This is a genomic window from Allonocardiopsis opalescens (assembly GCF_003002095.1).
Lineage (GTDB): Bacteria > Actinomycetota > Actinomycetes > Streptosporangiales > Streptosporangiaceae > Allonocardiopsis > Allonocardiopsis opalescens.
This window is the reverse complement of sequence record NZ_PVZC01000007.1, coordinates 22,467-43,389: the sequence shown is the minus strand read 5'-3', so window position 1 is coordinate 43,389 and position 20,923 is coordinate 22,467. Positions and strand designations below refer to the sequence as shown.

General features: G+C 74.6%; 18 protein-coding genes and 3 tRNA genes. 15 read left to right on the top strand and 6 right to left on the bottom strand.

From position 1 onward, the window contains the following. Genes CLV72_RS22105 through CLV72_RS22040 form a run of 14 tightly spaced genes read left to right on the top strand, consistent with a single transcriptional unit; the run spans position 1 to position 16,589 of the window. Positions 1-1,053, top strand: a complete 1,053-nt coding sequence (locus CLV72_RS22105) for a BtrH N-terminal domain-containing protein (RefSeq protein WP_106249758.1) — start codon at positions 1-3, stop codon at positions 1,051-1,053. Further along, on the top strand, positions 1,050-4,385 hold the full coding sequence (locus tag CLV72_RS22100) for a non-ribosomal peptide synthetase (RefSeq protein WP_106249755.1): 3,336 nt from the start codon (positions 1,050-1,052) through the stop codon (positions 4,383-4,385). The genes CLV72_RS22105 and CLV72_RS22100 overlap by 4 nt, the downstream gene beginning before the upstream one ends. Beyond that, complete coding sequence (locus CLV72_RS22095; protein WP_106249752.1) at positions 4,382-5,545, top strand: acyl-CoA dehydrogenase family protein; 1,164 nt, start codon at positions 4,382-4,384, stop codon at positions 5,543-5,545. Before CLV72_RS22100 ends, CLV72_RS22095 begins: the two co-directional genes overlap by 4 nt. Then, a complete protein-coding gene (locus tag CLV72_RS22090; RefSeq protein ID WP_146159523.1) occupies positions 5,529-6,584 on the top strand; it encodes an acyl-CoA dehydrogenase family protein in 1,056 nt (351 codons plus the stop codon). The genes CLV72_RS22095 and CLV72_RS22090 overlap by 17 nt, the downstream gene beginning before the upstream one ends. Position 6,585: 1 nt before the next feature. Continuing rightward, a complete protein-coding gene (locus CLV72_RS22085) occupies positions 6,586-7,815 on the top strand; it encodes a cytochrome P450 (protein ID WP_106249747.1) in 1,230 nt (409 codons plus the stop codon). Beyond that, the gene (locus CLV72_RS22080; RefSeq protein WP_211303034.1) at positions 7,812-9,125 is read left to right on the top strand and encodes a DegT/DnrJ/EryC1/StrS family aminotransferase; all 1,314 of its coding nucleotides are present in this window, start codon (positions 7,812-7,814) and stop codon (positions 9,123-9,125) included. The genes CLV72_RS22085 and CLV72_RS22080 overlap by 4 nt, the downstream gene beginning before the upstream one ends. Then, on the top strand, positions 9,122-9,967 hold the full coding sequence (locus tag CLV72_RS22075) for a transketolase (protein WP_245930376.1): 846 nt from the start codon (positions 9,122-9,124) through the stop codon (positions 9,965-9,967). The genes CLV72_RS22080 and CLV72_RS22075 overlap by 4 nt, the downstream gene beginning before the upstream one ends. Further along, entirely contained in the window at positions 9,964-10,899 is a 936-nt protein-coding gene (locus CLV72_RS22070; RefSeq protein ID WP_211303033.1) for a transketolase family protein, read from the top strand. The genes CLV72_RS22075 and CLV72_RS22070 overlap by 4 nt, the downstream gene beginning before the upstream one ends. 10 nt (positions 10,900-10,909) lie before the next feature. Continuing rightward, positions 10,910-11,074 carry a lysine biosynthesis protein LysW gene (gene lysW / locus CLV72_RS22065; protein ID WP_106249745.1) on the top strand — a complete coding sequence of 55 codons (165 nt, stop codon included), beginning with the start codon at positions 10,910-10,912 and terminating at the stop codon, positions 11,072-11,074. Beyond that, on the top strand, positions 11,071-11,925 hold the full coding sequence (locus CLV72_RS22060) for a RimK family alpha-L-glutamate ligase (RefSeq protein WP_106249743.1): 855 nt from the start codon (positions 11,071-11,073) through the stop codon (positions 11,923-11,925). The genes lysW and CLV72_RS22060 overlap by 4 nt, the downstream gene beginning before the upstream one ends. Further along, complete coding sequence (argC, locus tag CLV72_RS22055) at positions 11,922-12,944, top strand: N-acetyl-gamma-glutamyl-phosphate reductase (protein ID WP_106249740.1); 1,023 nt, start codon at positions 11,922-11,924, stop codon at positions 12,942-12,944. The genes CLV72_RS22060 and argC overlap by 4 nt, the downstream gene beginning before the upstream one ends. Before the next feature lie 35 nt (positions 12,945-12,979). Further along, entirely contained in the window at positions 12,980-14,044 is a 1,065-nt protein-coding gene (locus CLV72_RS22050; protein ID WP_106249738.1) for a M20/M25/M40 family metallo-hydrolase, read from the top strand. Further along, on the top strand, positions 14,041-14,883 hold the full coding sequence (locus CLV72_RS22045) for a [LysW]-aminoadipate kinase (protein WP_211303032.1): 843 nt from the start codon (positions 14,041-14,043) through the stop codon (positions 14,881-14,883). Before CLV72_RS22050 ends, CLV72_RS22045 begins: the two co-directional genes overlap by 4 nt. Next, the gene (locus tag CLV72_RS22040; RefSeq protein ID WP_106249736.1) at positions 14,880-16,589 is read left to right on the top strand and encodes a non-ribosomal peptide synthetase; all 1,710 of its coding nucleotides are present in this window, start codon (positions 14,880-14,882) and stop codon (positions 16,587-16,589) included. Before CLV72_RS22045 ends, CLV72_RS22040 begins: the two co-directional genes overlap by 4 nt. Here the strand turns inward: CLV72_RS22040 and CLV72_RS22035 are convergent. From CLV72_RS22035 to CLV72_RS22020, 4 genes are all read right to left on the bottom strand, one after another. After that, positions 16,586-17,365 (bottom strand): thioesterase II family protein, encoded by a 780-nt coding sequence (locus CLV72_RS22035; RefSeq protein ID WP_106249733.1) that lies wholly within the window; start codon positions 17,363-17,365, stop codon positions 16,586-16,588. The genes CLV72_RS22040 and CLV72_RS22035 overlap by 4 nt on opposite strands. A gap of 327 nt (positions 17,366-17,692) precedes the next feature. Then, positions 17,693-17,764, bottom strand: a tRNA-Val gene (locus CLV72_RS22030). Between the two features lie 12 nt (positions 17,765-17,776). Then, positions 17,777-17,847 (bottom strand) — tRNA-Cys (locus CLV72_RS22025). Positions 17,848-17,876: 29 nt separating this feature from the next. Beyond that, a tRNA-Gly gene (locus CLV72_RS22020) sits at positions 17,877-17,949 on the bottom strand. Positions 17,950-18,232: 283 nt separating this feature from the next. On the opposite strand from CLV72_RS22020, the gene CLV72_RS22015 reads away from it, so the two are divergent. Next, positions 18,233-18,949: an SGNH/GDSL hydrolase family protein gene (locus CLV72_RS22015; protein WP_106249731.1), complete on the top strand. Its 717-nt coding sequence runs from the start codon at positions 18,233-18,235 to the stop codon at positions 18,947-18,949. A 143-nt stretch (positions 18,950-19,092) separates the two neighbouring features. Here CLV72_RS22015 and fdhD read toward each other — a convergent pair whose 3' ends face one another. Next, positions 19,093-19,953 carry a formate dehydrogenase accessory sulfurtransferase FdhD gene (gene fdhD, locus CLV72_RS22010; RefSeq protein WP_106249729.1) on the bottom strand — a complete coding sequence of 287 codons (861 nt, stop codon included), beginning with the start codon at positions 19,951-19,953 and terminating at the stop codon, positions 19,093-19,095. Positions 19,954-19,960: 7 nt separating this feature from the next. Then, a complete protein-coding gene (locus CLV72_RS22005) occupies positions 19,961-20,896 on the bottom strand; it encodes a 2Fe-2S iron-sulfur cluster-binding protein (protein ID WP_106250412.1) in 936 nt (311 codons plus the stop codon). Positions 20,897-20,923 lie beyond the last annotated feature (27 nt).

Sequence of the window (20,923 nt, the reverse complement as noted above, 5' to 3'; positions counted from 1 at the left end):
ATGGCGGCACGACCGGAGGCGGCCGCCCCACCCGTGCGGCAGTGGTACCGCGATCCCCTCAGCTGCCTGCAGACGACGCTGGCGACCCTGCTGCTGCGCGCCGGGGAGGACCCCCTCGGCGCGCTCGGGCTGGCCTGGGAGTTCGTCTACCCGCCCGGTGAGGTGCACGCGGTGGAGTACTACTGGCCGTGCCGTCACCCCGGCGACCTGGCCCGCAGCGTGCTGCCGCACCACTCCGTCACCTCGGCCTGGCGGCGCGCCGGCGACGCCGACCCGCTGGGTGAACTGGAGCGCGCGCTGGAGCGCGGCGTGCTGCCCATCGCGGCCGTGGACAACTTCCACCTCCCGTTCCGGCCCGCCTACCAGGATGTGCACGCCGCGCACCTGGTGGTCGTCTACGACGTCGACCGCGGCCGCGGCGAGGTCGGCGTCTCCGACGTGATGCCGCCCGACCACCTCGGCCCGGTGGCGGCGGCCGACTTCCTGCGCGCGTGGTACTCGCCGATGCCGCACGACGAGCAGGACGCGTTCTTCAGCGGCTCGCCCACCGCCGGGGGCCGGTGGCTGGAGGTGCACATGCGCACCCCGTTTCCCGCGCTCACCCCCGGCCGGCTGGCGGCCGCGCTGCGCGCCGACTCGGCGCTCCTCACCGGCCCCGACGACGACGGCGGCCTGCGCGGCCTGCGCCGCTACACCGCTGAGCTGGTCGAGCGGGCCGAGACCGGCGACGGGGACGCCGTGGGCCGCGTCTACACCTTCGGCTGGGCCCCGCAGGCGCAGGCGAGCCTGCACGGTGAGCTGCTGCGCCGCCAAGGCGCCGCCTGGGGGCTGCCCGACCTGGCGGAGGCAGGGCGGCGGGTGGAGGGCGTCGCGCACGCCTGGACCTCGCTGCGAGTGGCCGGAGCGCACGGCCGGCGACGGCCCCGCGCGTGCGCGCCGCAGCTCAAGCGGCACGCCGCCCGCCTGGACCGCCGCTACCACGAAGCGGTCGAGGCGGTCGGCCTCGCGATCGACGCACTCCAACCCGAGGCGATGGGAGCGGTGGACGGATGAGCGATCTGAGGGAGCGGCTCGGCCGGCTGCCGCTGGAGCGGCGGGTGCGGTTCCTCGCCCTGCTGCGGTCCGGCGAACAGAACGGAGCCGCCGACGTGCCGGTGCCCCGGGCGCCCGACGCGGCCGTCCCGCTGTCGCACTCGCAGAACCTGCTGTGGTTCCTCGACCGGGTGGCGCCCGGCTCGGCCGGCTACAACGTGGTGCTGAGCTTCTGGTTGCACGGGCCACTGGACGCCGGCGCCCTCGAGACGGCGCTGGCCGCCGTGGTCGGCCGGCACGAGGTGCTGCGGACCAGCCTGCGCGAGTCCGATGACGAACCCAGGCAGGTGGTGCTGGACGCCGTGCCGGTGCGGCTGCCCGTCACGCCGGCGGACGGCCCCGACCCCGCCGCCCGCACCGCGCACGCCCGCACCCTGGCCGACGGGCTGTTCGCCGAGCCCTTCGATCTCGAGGCCGGCCCGCTGTGGCGGGCCGGGCTGATCCGGGTCGACCAGGAGCGGCACCTGTTCGTCTTCGTGGTGCACCATGTCGTCTTCGACGGCCCCTCGGCCGCGGTCTTCACCACCGAGCTGGCCGAGCACTACGGCGCGGCGCTGGCCGGGCGCCCGGCCGAGGCGCCCACGCTGCCGATCCAGTACGGCGACTTCGCGCTGTGGCAGCGGGGCAGGCTCACCGGTCCCCGACTGGAGCGGCTGAAGGGCTACTGGCGGGAGCGGCTCCGCGACGCCCCGCTGCTCGACCTGCCCACCGACCGGCCGCGCCCGCCCGAATTCACCTTCCGCGGCACCCGGCTGCGCGCCGCGGTGCCCGCCGCCGCGGTCGACGGCGCCCACCGATTGGCCCGCGACCTGGGTGTGACGCCTTACACCGTGTACCTGGCGGTGCTGGCCGCGCTGCTGCGCCGCTACACCCAGCAGGACGACCTCGTCATCGGCTGCTCCACGAGCGTGCGCGGCCGGGCCGAGCTGGACGGGCTGATCGGCTTCTTCGTCAACATGCTCGCGCTGCGCCTGGACACCGGCGGCGATCCGTCCTTCACCGGGCTGGTCCGCCAGGCCGACTCCGTCGTCAAGGAGGGCTTCGCCCACGTCGACCTGCCCTTCGAGCAGGTGGTGCAGACCGTGGCGCCCGTGCGCGACCTCTCCAGGTCCCCGCTGGTCCAATGCTGCTTCCTGCTGCCCGAGCAGCCGCACTGGGTCGACATGCACGGCCTGTCGGTGCGGGTGGAGGAGCCGACCAGCACCACGTCGAAGTTCGACATGACCTGGCAGATGTACGAGGCCGGCGAGGAGTCGGCGATCGTCGTGGAGTACTGCACCGACCTCTTCGAAGCGGAGACGGTGCGCATGATGCAGGAGCACTTCACCCGGCTGCTGACCAGCGCGCTCGCCGCCCCTGACCGGCCGCTGTCCGGCCTGGCGCTGCTCACGGCCCAGGAGCGGGCCGAACTCGTCGAGGGCTGGAACGGTGCGAGCGCCGAGCGTCCCGACACCACGCTGGACCGCTGGTTCGCCGAACAGGCGGCGCGCACGCCTGATGCGGTCGCGGTGGTCGCGGGCGAGGAGAGCATGAGCTACGCCGAACTCGACGCCCGGGCGGCGCGGCTGGCGTGGACGCTGCGCGAGCGCGGCGCCGAGCGGGGCCGCCTCGTCGCGCTCTGCCTCCCGCGCGGCCTGGACTACCCCGTCGCGGTGCTCGCCACCCTCAAGGCCGGCGCCGCCTTCGTCCCGCTGGATCCGACCCATCCGCCGGAACGCATCGCCGCCCTGGTGCGGGACGCGCGCCCGGCGGTGGTGGTGGCCTCGGCGCCGGGCGCGTGGACCGACGCGCTCGGCGGGGCCGAACTGGTGGTCCTGGGCGCCCACGAGTCGTCCGGAGCGGACCGGCCCGCGCATGGCCCCGAGCCGACCAGTTCGCCCGGCGACCTCGCCTATGTGCTGTACACCTCGGGCAGCACCGGCACCCCCAAGGGCGTGCTGATCGAGCACCGCAACGTCGTCAACTTCATCTGCACCACCCGCGAGCTCTTCGCCTTGAGCGAGCGCGACCGGGTGCTCGCCTACGCCGCGTACACCTTTGACGTCTCGGTCTTCGAGATGTTCGCCGCGCTGCTCACCGGTGCACGGCTGCACATCGCGCTCGACACCGACCGCCTTGACATCGAGCGGCTCCAGCAGTTGCTGGAGCACGATCGCATCAGCGTCATCGACCTGCCGCCCTCGGTGATGGCGCTGCTGGAACCCGAACGGCTGACCGAGCTGCGGATCTCCTTCGTCGGCGGCGAAGCCTTCCCCGGTTCGCTGGTCAACCGCTGGAACAGGGTGTCGACCTTCTACAACGGCTACGGCCCCACCGAGTGCACCGTCACCATGATCGTGCACGAGTGCGCCGGGGAGTGGGCCGCCTCGCCCCCGATCGGGCTGCCGATGGCCAACCACGTGGCGCACGTGCTGGACGAGCGGCTCGAACCGGTGCCCTACGGCGTCCCGGGCGAACTGGTGATCGGTGGCGCCGGCCTGGCGCGGGGGTACCTGAACCGGCCCGAGCTGACCCGCGAGAAGTTCGTGCCGGACCCGTTCGGCACCGTGCGGGGAGGCCGGCTGTACCGCACCGGCGACCTGGTCAAGCGGCGTCGCGACGGCGCCATCGTCTTCCTGGGCCGGCTGGACCGGCAGATAAAGATCCGTGGCGTACGGGTGGAGCCCGGCGAGGTGGAGGCGGCCGCCGCGGGCCACCCGGCGGTACGCGGCTGCCATGTGGTCGGCTACGACGACCCGCGCGGCCAGCGCCACCTGGTCGCCTACGTCGAGATCCCCGAGGCCGACACCGGCCCCGAGGAGGTGCGCGCGCACCTGGCCGCCGCCCTCCCCGCCACGCTGGTGCCGCACTACGTCGTGGTACTCGACCGGCTGCCGGTGACCGCGAGCGGGAAGATCGACACCCGCGCACTTCCGGCGCCGGACGCCGCCGGCGGCGGGGTGGCGGCGGCCGTCACCGAGGCCAGGACCGAGACGGAGAAGATCCTGGCGGAGGAGCTGTTCGCGCCGATGCTGCACCTGCCGGCCGTGGACGTCACCGCCCGCTTCTTCGAGCTGGGGGGCAGCAGCCTGCAGGCCGCCCAGATCATCGCCAAGATCCGGCGCCGCTTCCAGGTGCGCGTCAGCGTCACCGACTTCTTCCGCGACCCCACCGTCGCCGGGATCGCGGCTCTGGTCGACCGGGCCAGGGCCGAGCGCCTGGACCATGACGAGCTGCTCGGACTGCTGGACGGGCTGTCGGACGAGGAGGTCGAGCGGATGGCGGGCGACCGGGTGGAAGGAGCGGGCCGGTGAGGTTCGAAGACGACGACACCGAACGCAAGCTGCGCGAGGAGGTCGGCCGGGTCTTGGCCGAGCCCGACGTGGCCGAACTGCTGGCCGAGGTGCGCACCAGCGGGCTTGCCGAGCCCGACGTGCGCCCCCTCTACCGCGCGCTGGGCCGGCGCGGGCTGCTGGCGGTGGGCTGGCCGGTCCGCTACGGCGGCCGCGACGCCGGGCACGCGGCGGCCGCCGCGGTGGCCGAGGAGCTGGTCGCGGCCGGTGTGCCGGACATGCTGCACGTGCTGAGCGTCCAGATCGTCGGCGCGTTCCTGGCGCAGGCCGGCACCGACGAGCAGAAGGAGCGCCACCTGCCCGCGCTGGCCGCGGGCGAGCGCTTCGCCACCGTGCTCTACACCGAGCCGGAGACCGGCTCGGACCTGGCCGCGCTGCGGTGCGCGGCCGTGCGCGACGGCGACGGCCACCGGCTGACCGGTACCAAGGTGTGGGGCCTGAAGAGCTCCTTCAGCGATCTCGCGCTGTGCGCCGCGCGCACCTCGCGCGGTGCCAGCAAGTACGACGGCATCAGCCTCTTCCTGGTCGACCTCAACGCGGACGGGGTCTCGGTCGGCTCGGTGCCCGGCATCGCCGACGAGCAGTTCGACCGGGTCGAGTTGGACGGCGTCCATGTGCCGGCCGCCGACCTGCTCGGCGAGGAGGACGAGGGCTGGCCGCTGCTCAACCGCTGCCTGGCCGTGGAGCGGACCGGCCTGGACTACTCCCTCAAGGCGCGCACCTGGTTCACCGCGGCCCTCGCCGGGATCGGGGCGGCCGACGACGCGCTGGCCGAGGCGGTCGGGCGCCGCGGAGCGCAGGCGGAGGCGGCCCGGCTGCTGGCCTGGGAGGTCATCAGCGGGCTCGACCGCGGCGAGGCCGACCCGGTCGCCGCGGCACGCGCGAAGTACTACACGAGCGAGGCGGCCCAGGAGATCGCGGTGTGGGCGGCTCTCGTACACGGAGCGGACTACGGCTGGCGTGAGCTGCCCGCCGACGCGGCGCGCACCCTGGAGGCCGCCTACCGCGAGGCGCCCGGACTGACGCTGTCGGCCGGCACCTCGGAGATGATGCTTGAGCTGGTGGCCAGCGCGCTGCCTGGCCGCTCGGGAGAGGAAGCAGCCGGTGGACCTACGAGCTGACCCCCTGGTGCGGCGGCTGGCAGCGGCCGTGCGCGACGCGATCGGGCACAACCCCGACCAGCCGTGGGAGGCGCTGCGGCGCGTCGAGGCGCCCGCGCTGGAGGCGCCGGCCGCCGTCGGAGGCTTCGATCTCGGCCTCACCTGCGGCATCGTGGTCAGCGCCGAGCTGGGCCGGCGCGCTTCGCCCGATGTGTACGGCGCGGTGCCCATGGCGGTCGAAAGCCTGCTCGCAGCGGACGGCGACCACCGGGCCGCCGCCGCGCTGGCCGGCGGCGAGCGCCCCGTCGTGTCCGCCGGCCTGGACGCGGCGGTCCCCGGCGGACGTCCGGCGCCGCGCGCCGAGCGCACCGCGGCCGGGTGGTCGCTGACCGGTGCGGTTCCGGCGCCTGACGGAGCGCCTCCCGGCGCCGACCTGTGCGTGCCCGTGCGCACCGGCGAAGGCGTGCGGCTCGCGCTGCTGCCCGCCGCGGCCTGGAGCGAACGCGCCGCGGGAGAGCGCGTCGACCTCGCCGGGATCGAGCTTCCCGGCGACGCGCTCGGAGGCGGGCTCGACCCGGCCGACCAGGCCGGCCCCCTGGCGCGCGCCCGGGTCCGGCACGCCGGCCGCCTGCTGGGACTCGGTGAGGGCGCGCTCGGTCTGGCGGCCGACCACGCCGCGGCGCGCAAGCAGTTCGGCACCGCGCTGCTGGGCTTCCAAGGGGTGGCCTTCCCCTTGGCCAAGGCGGAGATCGACCTCGCGGCGGCCCGTCTGATGACCGCGCGGGCCGGCTGGCTGGCCGACGCGGGCCGCCCCTTCGGCACCGCGGCGGCCGAAGCGCTGGCGCTGGCCGCCGAGGCCGCGCTCACCGCGGTGCGCACCGCCCTCCAGGTCCACGGGGCACGCGGCATGAGCCGGGAGGCCGAGGTCTCCCGCTATCTGCCCGCGGTGCGGCGGGCGGTCGCCCACCTGGGCCCGGTGGGCGCCCTGTGGCGGGAGGCCGGCCGGCACCGCCTGGCCGAGCGGCGGGCCGCCGAGGCCGCGCCGGCGGAGGGGGAGTGAGATGCTGACGGCTCCCGCCGTCCCCGGGTTCGTCCCGCTGGACGGCATCGACCTCTACCCCGGCGAGCTGTACGCCTCGGGCGATCCGCATGCCGCCTGGCGCACCCTGCGCGCCAAGGCGCCGCTGTGGCGGCAGCAGGCCCCCGACGGCACACCGTTCTGGTCGGTGACCCGCTACCGGGACGTGTCCGCCGTGCTGGAGGACCCCCGGCGCTTCAGCTCCGAGCACAGCACGATGCTCACCGTCCTGGACGCCGATCCGGCGCGCGGGCGGGCCATCCACCTCACCGACCCGCCCCGGCACGACGACGTGCGCACCGCCACGGTGCGCGCGGTCTCCATGCGGGTGATGCGCCGGCACGGGGAGCGCATCACCGAACGGGTCCGCGCGCTGGTCGACGGCGCGGGCGAGGAGTTCGACTTCACCGCGGTCGCCGAGGCGCTGCCCATGGCGGTCGCCGGTGAGCTGCTGGGTGTGCCCGAGGACCAGTGGGCCGAAGCGTCGCGCTGGGCCGTGGCGAGCATGGCGCCCACCGACCCGAGGTTCCAGGCCGGTTCGGCCGAGGAGACCCTGCGCCAGGCGCACGTGTACCTGTTCACCCTGTTCTGCGACCTGATCGCCGAGCGGCGCGAGGAACCGGGCGACGACCTGGTCTCCGCGCTGGTCGCCGCCTCGCGCGACGGCGCACCGCTCGGCGACGACGACGTCCTCGTCAACTGCTACGCCTTCATCATGGGCGCCAATCCGACGATCCCGCAGGCGTCCTCGCACTTCATGCTGGCCGCCGCCGAGGCCCCCTCGGTGTGGGCGCGGCTGCGGGCCGAGCCCGCACTGCTCTCCACCGCCGTGGAGGAGGCGCTGCGCTGGGCCAGCCCGGTCAACCACGTGCTGCGCCGCACCGCCGAGCCGGTCGAGCTGTGCGGTACCGCCCTGCCCGAGGGGAGCCTGGTCGCCGCCTGGCTGGGCTCGGCCAACCGCGACGAGGAGGTCTTCACCGACCCCTACGCCTTCGACATCGCCCGCAGACCCAATCCGCACATCGCCTTCGGCGACGGGGTGCACCGCTGTGCCGGCCTGGCGCCGGCCCGCGTGGGACTCCAGACGCTGCTCCAGGTGCTGCTGGAGCGCTACGAAGGCTGGGAGCTGACCGGCGAGGTGGACCACCTGGACTCCAACTTCCTCAACGGGATCACTCGCCTGCCACTCGCCGTCCGCAGGAGCCGGCGGTGAGCGCGGTGCGCGGCGCGGCCCTGGGCGAACTGGCCGCCTTCGGCGGCGCCCCCGCCGTTCCGGCCGGTCTGCGCACGCTGCCGTGGCCGGTGGTGACGGACGCCGACCGGGCCGCCGTGGCGGGTGTTCTCGACGAGGGCCCCCTGGTCTCCAACGCCGATGGCCCCACGGCCGTCTCGGCTCTTGAGGAGCGGTGGCGGGCGCTGTGCGCGGCCCGGCACTGCGTGGCGACCTCCAACGGCACCACCGCGCTCGCACTGGCGCTGTTCGCGCTGGGCATCGGGCCGGGGGACGAGGTCATCGTGCCGGCCCTGAGTTTCGTCGCCTCCGGGCTCGCGCCGCTGCACCAGCTGGCGGTGCCGGTCTTCGCCGACATCGACCCCGTCTCGTTCACCCTCGACCCCGCCGCCGCGGCCGCGGCGGTCACCCCTCGCACCGCGGCGCTGCTCGCCGTTCATCTGCACGGTCAACCCGCCGACATGGACGCGCTGCGTGCCATCGCCGACCGGCACGGACTGGCCGTCATCGAGGACGCCGCACAGGCCGTCGGCGCGCTCTGGCGCGGCCGCCCCGTCGGTTCGCTCGGGGACGCGGCCGCCTTCAGCCTCCAGGTCACCAAGAACGTGCCGACCTGCGGTGAAGGCGGGCTGCTGACCTTCGCCGACGAGCAGGCCGCGCACCGCGCCGTGATGGCGCGGCAGTTCGGCGAGGTGATGGAGGCGGGCCGGCCGCGCGACTACATCTCGCACCTGCTCGGCTGGAACCACAAGATGAACCCGGTGCAGGCCGCTTTCGCCCTCTCCCAGCTGGACCGCTTCGCCGACTACGAGGCGGCCAGGCAACACAATGTGGCCGACTTCCTGGCCAGGATCGACGGCCTGCCCGGACTGCTGCCGCCCTCCGCCGCCCCCGGCAGCACCCACGCCTGGCACATCCTGCGGTTCCGGCTCGACCCCGCCGCGGCGGGGCTCGACGGGGTGGACCCCGCCGGGATGCGGCGGGCGGTGCACCGGCTGCTGCGGGCCGAAGGCGTACCCGTCTCCCGCTACCAGGTGACGACCCTGCCCAGGCAGCGGGTCTTCACCGACCGCGAGGGCTTCGGCCGCGGCCTGCCCTGGTCGCTGGGGCAGCCGCCGCCCGAGCCGCCGGTGCCGGTGGCCGAGGCCGTGGTCGCCGACTCCCTCACCCTCCAGAAGCGGCACCTGCACCCCGACGCCGGCCTGGCACTGCGAAGCTACGCCGAGGGCTTCGCGAAGGTGTGGCGGCACCTGGACGTGGTGCGCAACATGGCGCTGCGGAGCGGCCGGTGAGCGCGCCCGCCGACACCGGTACCGCGGTGCTGCGCGCGGCGGCGCTGCGCATCCGCCGCCACATCGTCGGCATGTGCGCCGGCGCCACCGGCGGCCACCTGGGCGGATCGCTCTCCATCGCCGACATCCTCGCCGCGCTGTACTTCCGGGTGCTCCGGGTGGACCCTGCCGCCCCGGACGACGAGGACCGCGACGTGTTCCTGCTCAGCAAGGGGCACGGCGCCGTCGCCCTCTACGCCGCCCTGGCGGTCCGCGGCTTCTTCCCCGAGGACGAACTGGCCGGCTTCGCCGCGCCCGGCGGGCGGCTGATGGCCCACCCCGTCCGCGCCGTCCCGGGCGTCGAACTGCCCACCGGCTCGCTGGGGCACGGCCTGGCGCTCGGGCTCGGCTTCGCCTGCGCCGCCCGCCTGTCCGGTGGGCCGCGCCGCGTGTACGTGCTGCTGGGCGACGGCGAACTCCAGGAGGGGGCGTGCTGGGAGAGCGCCATGGCCGCCGCCGCGCTGCGCGCCGACCGGCTGACCGCGATCGTGGACCGCAACGGCCTCCAGCTCACCGGCCCCACCGAGCGGATCGTGCCGCTCGAACCGCTCGCCGACAAGTGGCGCGCCTTCGGCTGGGAGGTGCGCGAAGTGGACGGCCACGACTTGGAGGCGCTACCGCCGGCCCTGCTGGCCGGCCCGTCCGTGCCCGGCCGGCCGGTCGCGGTGATCGCGAGCACCGTCAAGGGCCGCGGACTGCCGTACGCGGCCGGGCGGGTGGAGAGCCACTACGCGCGCCTGTCGGAGCGGGCGCTGGCCCGGGCGTACCGGGCGCTGGACCGGCCCGGACAGGAGCCGACGTGATCGCGGCGCGGCAGGCCTACCGCGACCACCTGGTCGCGCGGATGGCCCTCGACTCCCGGCTGGCCTGCCTGGACAGCGATACCGGCCTGTTCACCGGCGTCGACTTCGGCGCGGACGCCGCCCGCTACCTCAACCTGGGGATCGCCGAGCACACCCTCATCGGAGTGGCCGCCGGTATGGCCGCCGCCGGCTGGACCCCCTTCGTGACGACCATGGCCGCCTTCGCCGCCTCACGGGCCCTGGAGGCGGTCAAGATCGACGTCGCCTACAACGCGCTGCCGGTGCGGATCGCCGCCACGCACGCCGGGGTGGCGGCGGGATCGCTGGGCCCCACCCACCATGAGCTGGCCGACCTCGCCGTGATGCGGGCCCTGCCGAACATGACGGTGGTGGTGCCCGGAGACGCGGCCGCGGTCCCCGTGCTACTCGACCAGCTGCGCGCGGTGCCCGGCCCCGTGTACCTGCGGCTGGGACGCGGCCCCACCCCGCCGCTGCCCGCTTCGGCCCCCGCACCGGAACTCGGCCGGCTCCAGCCGCTGCGCGGGGGACGGCGGGCGGTGCTGGTGGCGACCGGGCCGCTGCCCGTGCTGGCCGCGCTGCGCGCCGCGGAACTGCTCGCGGCGGCGCGGGTCGACGCCGGCGTGCTCCAGGCCCACACGCTCAAGCCCTTCGACACCGCGACGCTGCTGGAGTGGACCGCGGACGCCGAGCTGGTGGTCGCGGTGGAGGAGCACTGGCGCACCGGCGGTCTGGGCTCGGCCGTCGCCGAGACCCTGGCCGAGAACGCGCCCGCTCCGCTGCTGCGGGTGGGCTGGCCGGACGCGTTCGTGGCCGAGGTCGGCGGCCAGGAGCACCTGCTCGACCGGGCCGGGGTGTCGGGCGCGGCCATCGCGGCCGCGGTTTCGGCCCGGCTGGACGGAACCGAACTGTGAGGAGACAGTGATGATCACCTGTCCTGAGTGCGAAGGCCGGGTGGCCGCGCCTGAGGAGCCGCGCGTCCACGAGATCGTGGAGTGCGCCGAGTGCCGCAGCGAGCTGGAGGTCGTCGGCCTCGACCCGCTGCTGGTCGCGCTGGCCCCGGAGGTCGAAGAGGACTGGGGCGAATGAGCCGCGACCGGATCGGGGTCATCGCCTCCCGGGTCCGGACCGAGGAGAAGTCGATCATGGCGGCCCTGGACGCACGCGGCGCCGGCTACGACTGCGTCGACGCCCGCACGCTGTGGCGCGGCGACCAGGGCGCACCGCGGTGGTCGGCCGTGCTCAACCGCGAGATCGCCGCGAGCCGGGCGCTGTACACCGCGCGCTCCCTGGAGGCCCACGGTGAGACCGTGGTCAACTCGGCCGCCGCCACCGAGGTGTGCACCGACAAGTGGCGCACCTCGCTGGCGCTGCGCGCGGCCGGGGTGCCCTCCCCGCCCGCGGTGATCGCGATGACGCCGCAGGCCGCGCTGGCGGCGCTGGACGAGCAGCTCGGCTATCCGGCGGTGCTCAAGCCGCTCGTCGGTTCATGGGGGCGGATGGTGTCGCTGCTGCCCGACCGGCGCACCGCGCAGACCGTCCTCGAGTACGTCGGCGAGCGTCCCGCTCCGCAGGCCCGCCTGGTCTACCTCCAGCGCTTCGTGCCCAAGCCGGACCGCGACATCCGGGTGCTGGTCGCCGGCGGCGCCGCCGTCGCCGCCAGCTTCCGCACCGGTGAGTGGCGGACCAACGCGGCGCTGGGCGGACGCAGCAGCCACTGCCCGCTCGGCCCCGACCTGGCCGAACTCGCCCTCGCCGCGGCGCGGGCGGTCGGGGCCGAGCTCGCCGGAGTGGACGTCATCGAGGACGAGGCGGGTGGGCTGCACGTGCTGGAGGTCAACGACCGGGTGGAGTTCGCCGGCCTGCAGTCCGCGGTGCAGGGCCGGGCCGACGTGGCCGGCGCGGTCGCCGACCACATCATCGCCGCCGGGCGCCGATGACCACCGCGTGCGTCGCCGGGGGCGCGGGATACATCGGCGGCGAGCTGATCCGGCTGCTCCTGGGGCATCCGCGCGTGGAGTTCGCCGGCGCCTCGTCGGCGACGCTGGCCGGGCGCAGGATCGACGGCGCGCACCCGAACCTGCGCGGCCTCACCGACGCCTCCTTCACCGAACCGGGCCGGCTGCCCCGCTGCGATGTGCTGTTCACGGCCGCTCCGCACACCCGCGCCATGGCCGCCGTCCGCGAGCACCTGGACACCGGCGCCGTGGTCATCGACCTGTCGGGGGACTTCCGGCTGCGTGACCCGGGTGAGTACGAGCGCTACTACGGGGTGCCGCACACCGAGCCCGAACTGCTGGACGGCTTCGTCAGCGGCCTGCCCGAACTGCACCGGGCCGAGATCGCCACGGCGGACCGGATCAGCGTGCCCGGCTGCATGGCGACGGCCGCGATCCTCGCCCTGCATCCGCTCGTCCGCTCCGGTCTGGCGGTCGGCGAGCCCCGGGTGGACGCGCGCACCGGGTCCAGCGGCTCCGGCGCATCCGCCGCGCACAACACCCACGCCGAACGCAGTGGCGCCCTGCGGGTGTACGCGCCGCTCGGCCACCGACACGAGGCCGAGATCCGGCAGGCGCTGGGCCGTCCGGTACGGATGACCGTCACCGGGATCGGCGCGGTCCGCGGCGTCCAGGTGCTGTGCTGGACGCGGCTGGCACCCGGAGCAGGGCCGCGCGAGGTGCGCGCCGCCTACCGGACCCGCTACGCCGCCGAACCCTTCGTACGCGTCGTGGCGGCCCGCCGGGGGCCGCACCGGCTGCCCGACCCCAAGATCCTGGCCGGCGCGAACTTCTGCGACGTGGGATTCGCCGCCGACGAGGCCGGCGGGGAGGTCCTGGCGGTCGCCGCACTCGACAACCTGGTCAAGGGCGGCGCCGGCAACGCGGTCCAGTGCATGAACCTGCGGCTTGGACTGCCCGAACGGAGCGGCCTGGAGTTCTCCGGCCTGCACCCCGTGTGAGTCACCGACCGGTGCCGCCCCTGGGAGGACGACCGATGAACGATCCGGCCGACGACGGCTACGCCGTCGCCCTGCTCAAGTCGATGCTCGACACGCCCTCGCCCTCCTACCAGGAGGGTGAGCTCGCCGCGGACCTGATGGTCCAGATGCGGGCCATGGGGTACACCGCCCACCTCGACAAGGCGGGCAACGTGGTCGGGGTGCTCGACCGCGGCCGCGGCCCGACCGTGATGATGCTCGGCCATATCGACACCGTGCCCGGCAGTGTCCCGGTCCGTTTCGAGGAGGGCCGCCTCTACGGCAGGGGCGCCGTGGACGCCAAGGGCCCGATGGCCGCGATGGTGTGCGCGGGAGCGCGCGCCACCGGTTTCTGCGGGCGAGTGGTGGTGGTCGGCGCGGTCGAGGAGGAGACGCCCGGCTCGCGCGGCGCCGTGCACATCCGCAAGAACCACCCGCCGCCCGACGCGCTCATCGTGGGGGAGCCCAGCGGCTGGTCGGCCGTGGTGCTGGGTTACAAGGGCAAGCTGGACCTGCACTACCGCGTCGAGCGGCCGGCCACCCACCCGAGCAGTCCGTGGCCCAAGGCCGTCGAACTGGCCGCGGAGGTGTGGCGAGCGCTCCTCACCCACCTCGGCCCCGACACCTCCCACACCCGCTTCGACCGGCCCGGAGTGACGCTCGTCTCGCTGATGGGCGACCTCACCCGAGCGTCGGCGGAGTTCAGCGTGCGGACCCCGCCCGGCTTCGACGGCGACGCCTGCCTGGACGCGCTGCGCCGCGCAACGCCGGAAGGCGAGCTGCTGGTGCGCAACGCGGTGGCGGCCTGCCGGGTGGGCCGCTCGGATCCGGTCGTGCGCGCGCTCAGCGCGGCGATCAGGGATCAGGGCGCCCGGCCGACGGCGAAGGTGAAGACGGCCACCTCGGACATGAACACCCTCGCGGAGGAGTGGCGGATTCCGATGGCCACCTACGGCCCCGGCGACAGCACCCTGTGCCACCACGACGACGAGCACATCGAGCTGGCCGACTACCTGGCCGCCGTCCGCGTGCTGACCGGGGCGCTGACCGCGCTGCCCGCCGCCGAATCGACGGCGTCGTGATCGTGGTGAAGTGCGGTGGGGCGGCCGGGGTCGACACCGCCGCCGTCTGCCGCGACCTGGCGGCGCTGGCCGCCGGCGGCGAGCGCCTGGTGCTGGTGCACGGCGGCTCCGCCGCCACCGACGCGCTGGCGCGCCGGCTCGGCCTGCCGGTGCGCCGCATGGTCGCACCGAGCGGGATCAGCAGCCGCCGGACCGACGCCGCCATGCTCGACGTGCTGCTCATGGCGGTGCTCGGCACGGTCAAACCGGCGCTGGTCGCCGAACTGGCCGGGTACGGAGTACGCGCCGTCGGACTGTCCGGGCTCGACGCCGGCATGGTGCGCTGCCGGCGCAAGCGCGCGGTGCGGGCGCTCGTCGACGGGCGGCCGACAGTGGTCCGCGATGACCGCAGCGGCCGGATCATCGCGGTCGACACCGCGCCGCTGCGGGCGGTGCTGGCCGCCGGCGGGCTGCCCGTGCTCTCGCCGCCCGGGCTGGACGAGGACGACCGGCCGGTGAACGTGGACGCCGACCGGATGGCGGCCGCCGTCGCCGCCGCGCTCAAGGCCGCCCACCTGGTGCTGCTCACGGCGGCCCCCGGAGTACTCGCCGACCCGGCCGACCCGGCCAGCCTGCTCGGCGAGTACGCGGTCGACACCTCGCCCCGCTCCGGGATCGGCGGCGGGATGGCCGTCAAACTCCTGGCGGCGGGCGAGGCGCTGGCGGGCGGGGTCGGCGCGGTGACCATCGCGGCCGGCCGGGGCGATCGGCCGGTGCAGCGGGCACTGCGCGGCGCCGGCACCCGGATCGTGTGGACGGACGGGCCGGCGCACGCCGGCGCGAGGGGAGAGGACCGATGACCGACGACCGCTTCGCCGCCGCTCCGACGGTGGTCGCGCTCATGCTGGCCCGTGCCCGCGCGACCCCGGACGCCACCGCGGTGCGCCGGGGCGGCGAGACGCTGAGCTACCGGGGCCTTGCCGCTGCCGCGCTGCGGATCGCCGGCCGGATCACCGCGCTGGAACTGCCGCCCGAGAGCGCGGTCGCCGTCCTGCTGCGGCGCCGGGCCGCCCTGCCCGCCGCGCTGCTCGGCGTCATGGCGGCCGGGCACGCTCCGCTCTTCCTCACCGAGGAGTACCCGCGCCACGATCTGCCGCGCCTGCTGGCCGGGGTGCCGCTGGCGCTGTGCGAGGACGGCTTCCCACCGCCGCCCGGCCCCCTGCGCGCGCTCGAACTGTCCAGCGCGCTCGAAGGGCCCGCCGCACCCGTCGACACCCTGCCCGTCCTCTCACCGGGCCGGCTCGCCTGCGTGCTGCACACCGCGGTCGAATCCGCCCAGGTCGCCGTCGACCACGGTGCGCTGCTCGCCCGGCTGCGCGCGCTGTCCGCGGCGCTGCCGTTCGGCCCGGCCGACCGCTTGCTCGCGCTCGCCCCGCTCTCGCTGGCGCCGTCCGCCGTCGAACTGCTGCTCCCGCCGGCCTCCGGGGCGTGCCTGGAACTCGTCGACAGCGCCGACACCGTCGATGCGGCGCGGCTGGCCGAGGTGGTCGAGCGGGTGCGGCCCACCGTGCTGCACGCGACGCCGACCTGCTGGCACGCGCTGCTGGACAGCGGATGGGTGCCCGGGCCCGAACTGGCCGCGGTGTCCAGCGGCGAGCCGCTGCCCGCGGGGATCGCGGCACGGCTCGCAGCCGACGCGCGCTGCGTGGTGAGCGCCTACGGGCAGGCCGAAACGCTGATGTGGACCAGCCTGCACCGGACGGCCGGCGAAGGGCCGCGGACGGGCACCGCCCTGCCCGGCACGACCCTGCGCGTACTCGGCCGGGGACCGGAGAATCAGCGGCCGGGGGAGGGTTCGGCGCCGGATGAGCCCGGCGAGCTCGCCGTGGGCGGTGTCGGCCTGGCCCGCGGCTACCTCGGCCGACCGGGGCGCACCGCCGCCGCCTTCGAGCCGGATCCCTGCGGCGAGCCGGGAGCGCGGCGGTTCCGCACCGGCGAGCTGGCGCGGGTACGGTCCGACGGCTCACTCGAGTTCGCGGGGCGGCCGCACGACACCTGGGACGGGGTGCGCTTCTTCGACGTCGAGCGGGTCCTGGGCGGGGTCGAGGGCGTCGCACGGTGCGTGGTGCTGCCCGGCGACCCCGGCCTGACCGCCCACCTCGTCGCCGAGCCCGGCTGGCGGCACGCGGACCTGCGCGAGGCCGCGGCCGCGCTCGGCACCGGATGCGAGGTGGTCGTCCACGCGGCGCTGTCGGCCGGCCCCGACGGCCGGGTGGACCGGCTGCGGCTGCTCAGCGTGCGCCCCGCGCGGCCGGCTCGAACCCACGAGGAGCGGGTGATCGCCGAGATCTGGGCAGAGCTGCTCGACCTGCCCGATCCGCCGGCCGAGACGAACCTGTTCGAACTGGGCGGCCACTCGATGACGGTGATCAAGCTGGCCGCGCGGCTCCAGCGCGCCTTCGGGCTCTCCATTCCGGTCGCCGACCTCTTCGACCACGCCACCATCGCCCAGCAGGCCGAGCTGATGGAGCGGCTGTACGAGGAGCAGCTGTCGGGCCTGAGCTAGCGCGGTGCCGCGGCGAGCAGGCGGTCCAGCCGGCCGGCGAGGTCCGCCAGCACCTCAGCCCGGCGGGGCACCAGGTAGAAGTGATCGCCCGGCCAGACGCGGACCTCGACCGGACCGGTCGTCGCCTCCGTCCAGTGCCGCACCTGCTCCGGATGCACGTAGGGGTCGCGATCACCGGTGTAGGCCACGACGGGCACCCCCACCCGCGCCCCCGGATCGGGCCGGTAGCCGCCGATGAGCCGGAAGTCGGCCCGCACGGCGGGCATGACGATCTCCAGCAACTCGGGGCTGTCGAACAGCTCGGCTTCGGCACCGCCCAGGCGGCGCAGCTCGCCGAGCAGCGCCGCATCGCCCTCGATCACGGCGTTCTCGGCCGCCAGCAGGCGCGGCGGGAACTGGGCCGACACGAAGAGCGCGGCGGGCGCACGGCCCAAGGACTCCAGCGCGGCGGCCACTTCGAAGGCCACCGAGGCACCCATACTGTGGCCGAAGAGCGCGAGGGGGACGTCCGCGCGCTCCTCCGCGCAGGACAACTCCGCCACGACCGGAGCCACCAACTCCGCCATCCGGGTGGCCGGTGCCTCGTCCAGGCGGTCGTGCCGCCCGGCATACTGGATCGCCGCCACCTCGATATCGGCCGGTATCCACCGGTGCCATTGCGCGAAGGTCGAGGCGGCGCCGCCGGCATGCGGAAAGCAGACCAGCCGCGCCCGCGCCAGCGGTCGCGGCGAGAAGCGGCGCAGAAATCCATGAGAGTGTGCACCAAGCGCGGCCACTCCATACCTCCGCCCGCCATCGCGACCAGCCGACCGCACGAATCCCCACCGTAACGCGGCGGTCCCCGTTCAAGCCATTCGCACGAACCCGCGGCCTGCGCCGCCGTCGGCGTCGAAGGCGGCCGGACGGCAGCCACGGGCACGTCACCCGCCATAGCCCCCGTCCGAACCGACGGCGTACGAGTCCACTCATTCCCGCAATCGGGGGTCCAGGGGGCAGAGCCCCCTGGCGCGGGGGCCCGGGGGCCGTGCCCCCGGACAAGCACAAAGGCGGGGCCGAGGTGAAGCAAGCCGTAAGGCTTGCGAACACTCGGCCCCGCCCCAACGTGGGCGATACTGGGATTGAACCAGTGACCTCTACCGTGTCAAGGTAGCGCTCTCCCACTGAGCTAATCGCCCTAGGTGTTGCAGAGGTGGAGACGGGATTTGAACCCGTGTGGACGGCTTTGCAGGCCGCTGCCTCGCCTCTCGGCCACTCCACCGCGTTGGATCGGGGTGCGATCCTACTCCGAGCGGACGACGGGATTCGAACCCGCGACCCTCACCTTGGCAAGGTGATGCTCTACCAACTGAGCCACGTCCGCATGCTGTCCCAGGGAGTCGGGCCGCTTGGCCGGGGCTCCTGTTCGGGGCTGCAGGTAGAACTCTAGCCGAATCTGCGTATCCGGCAACTCGAATTGGCAGGTGCGGCCGCGGGCGTGGCGGAGGCGGGACGCCGGGCGGGGTCGGGTGATCGGAGCGGCGCGGAGGGTGAGGATGGTCTTGCTGAACCGGTTGTGTTCGGTGGGGGTGGCTGTTTCACTTGGGGCGGGCCGGTTCGCCGGTCTTCGACGCCCGCGGTCAACTGGCTCTGAGAGTTGGTTCGTCATGCGTGGAAGACCCTTCCGCCCGTCTGCTCTGGTGGCCGTGTTCGTGCTGGTGGGGGCGGTGCTCGGGTTCGGGGCTCCGGCCTCGGCCGGGGCCGGGCCGGTGCGGATCATGCCGCTCGGCGACTCCATCACCGGGTCGCCCGGATGCTGGCGGGCGCTGCTGTGGAACGAGCTGCGGGACGCCGGCCACACCGCGATCGACTTCGTCGGCACGCTCGGGCCGCAGGGCTGCTCGGTGCCCTATGACGGCGACAACGAGGGCCACGGCGGGGCGCTGGTCACCAATGTCGCGGCGCAGAACCAGCTGCCGGGATGGCTGGCCGCCACCGAGCCCGACGTGGTGCTGATGCACTTCGGCACCAACGACGTGTGGAGCGCGCGGCCCACCGCGACCGTCCTGGACGCCTACAGCACCCTGGTGCGGCAGATGCGGGCGCAGAATCCGGACATGACGGTGCTGGTGGCGCAGATCATCCCGATGGACCCGGCGCGCAGCTGCGCCGACTGCGGGAACCGCGTCCGGGAGCTGAACGCGGCCATCCCCGGGTGGGCGGCCGGGATCAGCACGGCGCGTTCGCCGGTGGTCGTGGTGGACCAGTGGACGGGCTTCGACACCGGAGCCGACACCTACGACGGCGTCCACCCGAGCGCGTCCGGCGACGCCAAGATCGCCGCCAACTGGTTCGCCGCCCTCGACGGCGTGCTGGGCGGCTGACGGACCGGCGGTGGCCACCGTGCCGCCGGAAAGGGAACCGGCGCCGGCCGAGGGGGCTCGGGCGGCGCCGGAGGTATCCGGACCGGTCGGCGCAGGGGGCGGGTCGCCGACCGGTCCGTCGCCCACGCGAGTGGGCGGGTGGTTCAGCCTGGCGCCGCCATTGGCGTCGGAGACGCCGCTTCCAGGTTGAGCCGGTCCCGTCCGGCGTAGACGTTCATCGTGGTTCCGCGCAGGAAACCAATCAGGGTGACGCCGGACTCCTCGGCGAGGTCGACCGCGAGCGACGACGGCGCCGACACCGCCGCCATCACCGGGATGCCCGCCATCACCGCCTTCTGGGTCAGCTCGAAGGAGGCGCGGCCGGAGAGCATCAGCACGGTGCCGCGCAGCGGCAGCCGGTCCTGCTGGACGGCCCAGCCGACGAGCTTGTCGACGGCGTTGTGCCGGCCGACGTCCTCGCGCAGGCACAGCAGCTCGCCGTCGGCGTCGAAGAGCCCGGCGGCGTGCAGCCCGCCGGTGCGGTCGAAGACCTTCTGCGCCGCGCGCAGCTTGTCGGGCAGGGCCGCGATCTGCTCCGGGGTGAAGCGCACGGGGTCCTCGGCCACCGTCCAGTGCGCGATGGTGCGCACGGCGTCCAGGCTGGCCTTGCCGCACAGCCCGCACGAGGAGGTGGTGTAGAAGTTGCGCTCCAGGGTGGCCTCGGGCATGGCCACCCCCTCGGCGAGCGACACGTCGAGCACGTTGTAGGTGTTGGAGCCGTCGGCGGTGGCACCCGCGCAGTAGCGGATCGCGGTGATGTCGGCCGCGCGGCGCACCACGCCCTCGCTGACCAGGAAGCCGGCCGCCAGGTCGAAGTCGTGTCCGGGCGTGCGCATGGTGATCGTGAGCGGCTTGCCCTTCAGCCTGATCTCCAGCGGCTCCTCGACCACCAGGGTGTCGACCCTGGCGGACGGCTCGCCGTCGCGCACGCGCACCATCGGGGTGCGCACCGTGACCCTGCCCATGAGGCTCTCAGTCCCTCCGGCGGTTCTGAACGTGCTGGAAGCCGAAGCGTCCCTTGATGCAGAGGTTGCCGTGGGTGACCGGGTTCTCGTGCGGCGAGGTGACCTTCACGATCTCGTTGTCCTGGACGTGCAGGGTGACATTGCAGCCGACCCCGCAGTAGGTGCAGATCGTGGTGGTCTGCGTCTGCCGCGACTCGTCCCAGCTGCCCTCGGCGCGCCGGTCGAACTCGCTCTTGAAGGAGAGCGCTCCGGTCGGACACACCTCGATGCAGTTACCGCAGTACACGCATGCGGAGTCCGGAAGCGGATTGTTGTGCTCGGTGGAGATCCGAGCGTCGAATCCACGGCCTGCGACCCCGATGGCAAAGGTGTTCTGCCACTGTTCGCCGCATGCGTCAACGCATTTGTAGCACAGGATGCACTTGGCGTAGTCGCGTACGTACAGCTCGTTGTCGACCTTCGGCGGCTGGTGGACGGTGGCCGCCGCCTCGCCGCTGGGCAGCTCGTGCGCGCCCGCGTGCAGCTTGTCGCGCTCGCCGATGGCGGCGGGCGCGGCCGCCGGGCCGAAGCGCTCCGGTTCGGCGCCGTAGGACTCCAGCCACTCCGCGGCGCGCGGGGTGGTGGACAGGTCGACGGAGGAGGCCAGCAGCTCCAGCACCAGCTTGCGGCTGTGCCTGGCCCGCTCGGAGTCGGTCTTGACGACCATGCCCGCCTCGACCTTGCGCGAGCAGGCCGGGGCGAGCACGCGGGCGCCCTCCAGCTCCACCACGCACACGCGGCAGGCGTTCTTGGGGGTGAGGGTGTCGCCGTAGCACAGGGTCGGGATGTCCTTGCCCGCGGTCTCGCACGCGGTCAGGATCGTCTCGCCCTCGGGCACCGCGATGGTCTCGCCGTCGATGGACAGCTCCACCAGCCGGCGCGGTGGCGCCAGCGGGACGCTCATGCCGGTGCGCCGCACGGTGTCGTCCTG